The sequence below is a fragment of the Bacteroidota bacterium genome, from assembly GCA_039111535.1.
Taxonomy (GTDB): Bacteria; Bacteroidota; Rhodothermia; order Rhodothermales; family JAHQVL01; genus JBCCIM01.
Genome location: JBCCIM010000241.1, coordinates 1 through 8,426 on the forward strand (window position 1 = coordinate 1; position 8,426 = coordinate 8,426).

The following is an 8,426-nucleotide window of genomic DNA, read 5'->3' on the forward strand; positions in this document are numbered from 1 at the left end:
AGCCGGTCTGCCATGTGGGTGTAGGGTTTACCAAAACGCTCTTTACCGAGCATAACCGCAAGGCCATCTTCCAGCGCTGTTGTTGCGGCTTTTCCAAACCAGGAGCGGACAATCAGGCTGGTTTCTCGGTTTACGCTTTCTCCTTCGATACCGGGCTCGCGTCCCACATGAACCGCCTGGTCACCATACGCCACATGGGCAAACTCCATGCTATTGGTAATCACTGCTTTATCCTGCAGGTTGGCGTACAGGTAGTATTTGTAATTGTGCGCTTCTTCAGCGGGCAACCGGTCTCCGGCAAAGGCGGCTACGCGATCGTAACTCGCTTCGCGCTGCTGGATGATGCCGGCAAGATCCTGGTGATCAATAGTAGCGTTGTGCGTATAGAACCGGAAGTGCGTGGTGGTCCCAACAAGCTTGATGTCATCCTCAAAATCAAGATCCGCTGCTTTGTCAATTTGCCACAATCGGCCGGGCTCCTGCGAAAACTTGCCAAGACGCAACCGTTGTTCATGCCGCAATATTTGGTAGTCGTATGAACGGATGAGATCTTGAACAACCCGCATCGTACTTCCCTGGAGCAAGTTATCTTCGGCCCAGCCAGCAATCATAAACATTGCGTATCCCGGATTTAACGCACCAGGATACATCATTCGAAGGATATCTTCACGGCCGTATGATTTACCAAAAAAGGTAAACCCATCAGGGGAAAAGGATACGGGTGATGCGGCAACTGCTGGTGTGAGAAACGGATTATTTTCGGGCGTACCAATAAGCAGCACTGCTTTGCCGGCAAAGTCTGCCCGGGTGACTTCATCTACGTGGCGCACCTCCTGCGTATGCGAACGCCAGCGTCGATTAGACTGCTCCAGCGCCTGGCGCATTTCCGCCTTCCGTTGCGGCGTGGAAGCCCCAAATACAATCAGCACATGGCCGTCAGAGAAAAAGCGATCCAACAAGGCTGCCCGGGTATACACCGAATCGTCTGTTGCCTGAACAGAAGGTCCGTTCAAAGCAGGAAAGGCTGCGGCAACAGGAGGCATCACAATGGGTGACAATGCGATACAGATCAGCAAAAACAGGCCGAACAGTTTTCTCATGACAGGCGGTAGGAATTAGCAAAGAGGATTCAGCAAATCCGCCGGCAACGTCAGCCTTGTACAGCGTACTTATTTGCCCGGACGGATATCCCAGAGCAGCATCGTTTCAATGTCAGCGTAATCTTCTTCATTTTCGCTGTCAATAAACCGATAGTCTCCAAGTTTCTTTCGCATGTTAGGGGCAATACGTTCCCATTTCATACCCTCACGATCGGAAAATTCTTCCGGAAAGGGTTCTTCCATTCGGTAAGAGGGATGGTATGAGCGATACGTTTTTGCAGATTCGTATATAGCTGCACGACGGGCGCCGGCCTTTGTTGCGCTTACGCCAACAACTTTAAAGGGCGCAATGGTGATAGTAGCCTGAAAAAGGCCATCTTCCTGATCCACGTACTCAGGACGCATTACTTTAAAGTCGTCAACGTGTGGATAGGCACTGCTCTCGCTGTAATCTCGCATGGGGTTCAGTGGCGATTAATTCGAAATTTTGATCGCTGAAAGGTGTTTCGGGTTTTAATTCTGGCGCTATGTACGCAGAAACAGGGCAAACGGATTCCTCCAAAACTGCCTCGTTTTCAAGTCAATGCCCCCATGTACAGGATTTGACAAAAAATCATTGCAGGAAAAACACCAGACTGTGACAGTCCCTCAAACAAAGTGCGGGGTGTTTTACAGTACCTTGTGATATCTGACTACGGATGCATGTGCACAGTGTCTGGTACAGCACTTGCCCAGCATTCCACGTTTAACTATCTATTGATGAGGATCAGGTTATGCTACAATTCAATGACCAGGTCGAGTATCAAGACGTAGTCGGTGACGCGTTTGACGAAGAAGTAGGCGCTTTTGAGGAGATGTTCGGGTCGCTGGACGATATTGAGGCGTTGGAGGAGATGACAGACTTCGAAAGCGAGCTTAAACTCATAGATGTATTGGACGAAACAACCGTCTGATACGCCGGCTATATTGATACGGAAGACCCCGAAGCTGCTTGCTGCAGCATCGGCTACATCGAATATCGAACAAGGAATCTTTCATGGAGCGCACCATTGTGCTTCATAAAAAATGCCTTGTTCGGTGTTCGATTTTTTTATCGGCTCTTTTTTAGCTTCCGCCTCGTCTTCGGTTTGATATCAGCAACCAGCCCGTCCATAAAGAGGTGGCTAAAGTATCCAACAACGGCAGCGCCGTAATAAGGCAATCCGCCCCACGGGTTACCTGCTGAATAAACATAGGGCAACAGCAAAATGGGCGAAGGAATAATTAGCATCGCCCAGAACGTGTGGGTCCACCCGCGGTGTTTGCCAAGGATAGGAAGAATACAAAACAGGCCCAGGTACGCTGCTTCGTGAAACCGCTCGTAGTAAATCAAGGCTACATCCAGCACAAAAAAGAGGCTGTAAAAAATATCTTGCCCTTTTGAATTGGTATCTACATCCGGCCACAGTCCAAACATGATGCAGATAGCAAAAAGCGCCAACACTTTGAGTACGTTTTCAGCCAGGACAAACTGCTCCCCGCTCTCTGAAGCAAGCAGAAAAATCAGGCCGACCATATAGATCAGAAAGAAAATGACGGCTCCAGAAATGTGTCCGCGATACCCTGCCATGGCCCTGCTGTTTTATTGGATGCACTTATAACGGATGCACTAACGCCATACTCCGTTTATCGTCCGGGAATCATGCAGCATACAAAAACTATTTCATATGTGCAATATATGTATTACTAAATTTACGTGCAGGTGCCGGCCGGCATCTTACATCCAATTTTGAGCAGTACAGCAAGCAACAGCGGCAAAATAACCATTCAGGCCGAGGCCGCAAATCTGCCCCTTGCAGACTGGGGCAAGCATCGACTTGTGCCGAAAGGCTTCGCGCGCGTGTACATTGGAGATATGCACCTCAATAACTGGAACGGCGATGCCGGCAATGGCGTCGCGTAATGCAATCGAGGTGTGGGTATAGGCGCCGGGATTAAACACCACGCCATCGGTGCCATCTCGGCCGGCTTCATGTAACCTGTCAATCAGCGCCCCTTCGTAGTTGCTCTGAAAAAAGGAGAAATTCAACGTGGGAAATGCTTTTTGAAGTCCCTTTTCCAGGTCATCCAGTGTGTCAGCCCCATACGTTTCCGGCTCTCGGGTGCCGAGCAGGTTGAGGTTAGGACCGTTGAGTACTAGAATTTTCACGTGTTTATCCGTTCTTGATCAACCCTCGTGTGCGATAAACTGCAAGCCATCATAGCCGAGCGCCATGCCGTTTGGAAGCTTTTGATCTTCCTCTGCATGCAGAATAGAATGGGTCATATGGGTAAAGTACGTCTGACGCGGCGCAAGATCCTCTACAACGGCAATAGCTTCGGCAATCGTAAAATGGGACCGATGTGGTTCATGGCGGAGTGCATCCAACACCAGCACATCTAGCCCACGCAGTAATGCGCGGCTCTCGGTGGGGATACAATTTGTGTCTGTTAAATAAGCAAAATTTCCGATCCTAAATCCATAAATCGGCATTTTACCATGAAACGCCGGGATGGGGACAACCGAAACGCTAGCCCCGGTATCTGAACGACTTGATGCGGTGAATGCTTTTGTTGCATTGTGCATCTCGAGTTTTGCCACACCAGGATAAGATCCATCCTCGAAGATGTATTTAAACATGCTGCGCAACGTATCTGCCGTATCCGGATGGGCATAGCAGGGAATGGGTGCACTATTTCCGAAGAAATAGGGGCGCAGGTCATCAAGGCCAACAACGTGGTCGAAGTGGTGATGGGTAATCAGCACAGCATCTACCTGTTTGATGCCCGCCTGTAATGCCTGGGTACGCAAATCAGGGCCAGCATCGATGAGGAGACTAATGCCGTCTACTTCCACAAAACAGGAGCATCGCAACCGTTTATCACGGGGGTCTTGAGAGGTGCAGACTCGGCAGTTGCACCCGATAACAGGAATGCCCGTTGAGGTGCCAGTACCCAGCAGGGTTACCTTCACAGGCCCTGCCTCACGCAACGTCTCCCTCCCCGGCAGATGAGCCTTCAGTCGCATCATCTGCTGCTGCTTCCGCTTCTTCAGTGCTGGCTGCTTCTTCCTGTTCGGGCAACTTGGCGTCCCATACTTCTTCGAGTGCTTTTCGAACAGCCGGCTTCATAAACACATCTTCCACAGGCAAATCCCGTAAGCCTTCAGCGAGTACAGAGAGGTGAATTTCGGGCAAGTGGTGCCTGTTCAACACAATCAGATCCTGGCCACCAACCACACAGCGGCCTCCTTTAAAATTACCTTTGCCTTTGCGAATGCCCAACCCTAACTGGCGGGCTATTTCTTCGAGCTCTTTTACTATAACTTGCGTTTTCATACTGCAAACTCGGAATTACCTTGGCTGAACAGATAAGCCTGGCGGACTACCAGTTAAGCCCAATACTAAAGGTTTGATTCGTCTCGCGGTAGTTGAAGAGGTCACTACTGATGTTACCAAAGACGCTTGACGTTTTCACGTCCCAGATCATCGCCCGGAAGTGATACCCCAAACTGATGCCAATGGTATTGAACACCTGTGCAATGTGTAGTTGGACATCCCCATCTAATAACCGGGCAGTCCCTGCAGAATCACCAAAAGACCGGATAGCAACGCCAAAAACCGGGGTTGCTCGCATTTCGAGCTGTACGTTCTCACTAAATGCCGCGTAGTACCCCAACCCTAATCCGAGTCCAAATGTCGTGATATTGAATTCCTCAAGCACATCGATTCCTTTGGGGGCCACTTTGCGGTAGTTGGTATACAGCATGATTGGCACAAACACCTTTTGATCGGCTTCTGTGGCCGCTTCAGAGAAAAAGGCTTCTCCCCAGATGGCGCCTGTAAAATCAATGAAAGACAGGTCTCTGGACGTAGTGTCGGCAGCGTTTTGTGATCCAAAAGAGAAGGCTGCGTAGAGGCTTGCGCGCGAATACGTGAGGGAATAGACCGGCGCATCAAAAGAGAGCGGTTGTGTCGGCGTTTCGTCTCCGTCGAATTTGAAATCGACAACAGAATACCCCAGCATACCGGCAGACGTCAGTCGGGGTGTTTTATTCCCAAAAAAGAAAGCTTGCGCGCCGGCAGTCTCCACAAGAAAAAATGCGACAAGACAAAACAATGCGCATACAGAAACTCCCGACCGGAAGGCATTACGAAGTAAAGTACAGGAAGTACACCAGGCCACGCTACACCCACAAATGGTATCTAATACGCCAGGAAAATACGCAAAAAACCAGTCAAAGCCCAAGAAATTATGCCTGAAGCCGACAGACTATTTTTTATTGGGTGGCTTGTTTTTCTTATCCTTTGCGCTATATCGCTGCTTGGTTGCCTTGTCGTTGTTCCGTTTGTTATTCGAACGCTTGGCGTTGTTTCTACGGCCCCCGCGTCCCCGGCCCCGGTTATTCGAAGACCGGCGAACAAACTCTTCACCCGTTTTGGGATTGATGAATTTGAACCCTAAAGGATCCAGTTCTTCATCCACCACCAGTTTCACGCGCAAAAAGTACTTGAGAAACCAACGGGTTGGGTACGACGGAATGCGCTGCGTAAGAAACGCTTCTGCAAACGGATGTACTTTTAGCGTTACCGCACGGGCTTTATTCTTTTTCTTGTAGGTGGTGATCCATCGTTCAATTTTTTCAACAAACCCCTCGATGGTCATAGAACGCATTGGGCGCTCTTTACGCTGCGGCTGTGACTGGTCACCATCTACTTTTTTGATGGTGCTTTCTTCTTCCGAGAAACGCTTGGTGATGCTTGGACGAAGGCGCTGGCGTGTAATTTCAACCAAGCCAAAGTCACTCATTGGCAAAATTTTGGTTACAGCACGGTCTCGGCTGAATGCCTTTTTCAGCTCAAAATAGACTTTTTTCCGATTACGCTCTTCACGCAAGTCGATAAAGTCGATCACAATGATGCCGCCCAGGTCACGGAGGCGTATCTGCTTCGTGATGGCGTGTACCGCTTCAATATCTACCTTGAGGGAGTTTTGCTCTTGCGACAGACCGCGGCCGGCGCGGCCGGAGTTCACATCCACAACGTGCATCGCCTCGGTATGCTCGATAAACAGGTAGCCACCAGAAGGCAAATCAACCCGGCTCTGAAACGCCTGGTTTACATCATGCGCAATTTTTGAAGCTTTAAAAATGTGCTGTTTACCTTTATGGAACTGCACCGCCGGCACCATGTGTGGTGCAACAGCCTGTACGTAGTTCTTTACATTTTTATACAGCTTGGTATCGTCAATGAGGATGCGATCGTAGTCATCCGAGAACAGGTCCCGAATAACTGAAGAGGCCATACTCACGTCTTCATGTACAGAAATTGGCGGCTCCGGCGACCCTTCGAGTCGCTTCTCGATTTTACGCCATTTCTCAAGCAGCAAGCGGAGGTCGGTATCAAGCTCTTTTGCCTTTTTACCTTCCGCTACGGTGCGCACAATTACGCCAAATCCTGTGGGCAGCAAGCTCCGTGCAAGCGCACGCAATCGCCGGCGCTCTTTGTAGGAGTAAATTTTCTTGGAAACCGCCACATAATTGGCCAGCGGCACCAGGACCAGAAACCGGCCAGCCAGAGAAATATCTGTTGATACGCGGCTGCCTTTATTGGAAATCGGCTCCTTTACAATCTTTACGAGAATACGCTTGCCTTTATCGAGGAATGTCTCGGGAGGCCGGCCATTTCCTCCGTCTGTCCCACCTTTGCGGCGAGAAGATCTGGATGAACGTTTGCCGCCTTTACCAGAATCGCCCTCTTGTTTGGATACACTGTCTCGCGAATCGCGACGGGAGGAGGAGCGTTTTTCTTTGTGGTCACCCCGGCGCTGCGGCGGCCGACGGCGGCCTTTGCCATCTTCTTTGCTCTCGCCATCTTTGCCGCTGCCCTTATCAGTGCCTTTGTCTACAACCGGCGCACTATCTCGCCTACCATCACGGCCACCGTCGTCTCTGTCTCGATCTCCTCTGCCACGGTCGTCTTTACCGCGGAGATCTTTGTTGTCGCGGCCTCGGTCATCACGGCCTTTATTATCGCGGCCATTACCACCACGATCGTTGCTGTCAGCGTCTTTGTCGGCGCTGTCTTTCTGGTCACCGCCCCTGTTATCACGGTCTCTGCCACCACGGCCTTTGCCATCGCGACCTTTGCCATCGCGGCCACGGTTGTCGCGAGACTTACCGTCGCCATCTTTACCGGCTGTTTTCCCATCGCGGCGTCCTTTCGCATTATTGCCAGCAGCATCGGCACCGTCTGCATCAGCTGCAACGACATCACTGTCTCGCTTGGCATCGCGGCTTTGCCGGCCTCTGGAGGATGGTTTACTGTCGTCTTCCCGTGACCGTCTGGACCGGGAGCGCGCACTTGTGGGAAGGTCGCTGGTATGGGCAGCCATCTGGCTGACATTCGGCTTGTTGTGAACAAGCAGCTTTAGCCATTGCGGCAGGTTGTCCGCAAGGTCTGAGTAGTGCAGAAAGGCGTCTTGTTTCTGACCGATATCGATAAAGGCAGCCTGAATGCTGGGCATGGTCCTTCGAACCCGTCCCAGATAAATGTCGCCAAGAGTACGTTCGTTTTCAGTACTCTCGATATGCAGCTCTACTAATTCGCCATCTTCAATCAACGCTATACGCGTTTGATTCTTGTCTGCGTTAATAATAATCTCTTTAGACATAAAAATCGCTGGTGTGTACACCTAGCGAACTGGCCACTGTGAGGCACCGGTGGAGGATCATCAACGCTACTTAATGGACGCACGTATGCCCGTCTATGCAGGATGTATACAGGAGATACGGCAGTGCGAGGTCCAGGGGTTAGTCCCTGGATCAAACCTAGTTCCCAACGGACAGTACGGTACAACGTACTGTCGGCAGACCAGTCCGAGGTGTGCTTTTTACACACACTTCTAAACACTAGAAAATTTTTGTATAAGGCGTGCAGGAAATTGCAAATCATCCTGAATGCCCGGGAAATAAAAAACACTATAAAAAACCGCTATGGTATAAAAACGGAATTTGTCTTTACGTCAGACGCCCCGGATTCAATAGGTGCGGGGTTGTATATATCTCGATCTAACCGAATTGCGCAACAAAAAGCTTTTATAGCTTCAAGGCTTGAACAACTGGGCTGTGCCAGCCTGAATCGTCATCAAAATCAGCGTAAGCGACGGTAGCGCGTCAACGCTGAACTTCTTTATCCAATGAACTTCTTGAGCACTTCAACCAGTTTGCGACGGGTGTTTGTACGTCTCTTTGTACGCAGTTGCGCAACAATCTGGTGGGTTGAAGTATGTCTTCTCCCTGTTAGAGAA

At 50.3% G+C, this 8,426-nt stretch carries 9 protein-coding genes; 1 reads left to right on the forward strand and 8 read right to left on the reverse strand.

The window, feature by feature from the left end:
* Together AAF564_24170 and AAF564_24175 are read right to left on the reverse strand one after the other, a co-directional pair.
* The coding region (locus AAF564_24170; protein MEM8488666.1) for a hypothetical protein at positions 1–1,100 on the reverse strand (1,100 nt) is incomplete at its 3' end.
* A gap of 69 nt (positions 1,101–1,169) precedes the next feature.
* Positions 1,170–1,559, reverse strand: a complete 390-nt coding sequence (locus AAF564_24175; protein MEM8488667.1) for a hypothetical protein — start codon at positions 1,557–1,559, stop codon at positions 1,170–1,172.
* 314 nt (positions 1,560–1,873) lie between these two features.
* Between AAF564_24175 and AAF564_24180 the strand changes: the two genes are divergently transcribed.
* Positions 1,874–2,053, forward strand: a complete 180-nt coding sequence (locus tag AAF564_24180; GenBank protein MEM8488668.1) for a hypothetical protein — start codon at positions 1,874–1,876, stop codon at positions 2,051–2,053.
* Positions 2,054–2,190: 137 nt separating this feature from the next.
* Here AAF564_24180 and AAF564_24185 read toward each other — a convergent pair whose 3' ends face one another.
* The 6 genes from AAF564_24185 to AAF564_24210 form a co-directional block, all read right to left on the reverse strand.
* On the reverse strand, positions 2,191–2,709 hold the full coding sequence (locus AAF564_24185; protein ID MEM8488669.1) for a metal-dependent hydrolase: 519 nt from the start codon (positions 2,707–2,709) through the stop codon (positions 2,191–2,193).
* Between the two features lie 147 nt (positions 2,710–2,856).
* Positions 2,857–3,288 (reverse strand): type II 3-dehydroquinate dehydratase, encoded by a 432-nt coding sequence (gene aroQ, locus AAF564_24190; GenBank protein MEM8488670.1) that lies wholly within the window; start codon positions 3,286–3,288, stop codon positions 2,857–2,859.
* Positions 3,289–3,306: 18 nt separating this feature from the next.
* On the reverse strand, positions 3,307–3,993 hold the full coding sequence (locus AAF564_24195) for an MBL fold metallo-hydrolase (protein ID MEM8488671.1): 687 nt from the start codon (positions 3,991–3,993) through the stop codon (positions 3,307–3,309).
* Between the two features lie 109 nt (positions 3,994–4,102).
* Positions 4,103–4,456, reverse strand: a complete 354-nt coding sequence (locus AAF564_24200) for a hypothetical protein (GenBank protein ID MEM8488672.1) — start codon at positions 4,454–4,456, stop codon at positions 4,103–4,105.
* Between the two features lie 46 nt (positions 4,457–4,502).
* Positions 4,503–5,210, reverse strand: a complete 708-nt coding sequence (locus AAF564_24205; GenBank protein ID MEM8488673.1) for a hypothetical protein — start codon at positions 5,208–5,210, stop codon at positions 4,503–4,505.
* Between the two features lie 180 nt (positions 5,211–5,390).
* A complete protein-coding gene (locus tag AAF564_24210; protein ID MEM8488674.1) occupies positions 5,391–7,790 on the reverse strand; it encodes an Rne/Rng family ribonuclease in 2,400 nt (799 codons plus the stop codon).
* Between the last annotated feature and the right edge of the window lie 636 nt (positions 7,791–8,426).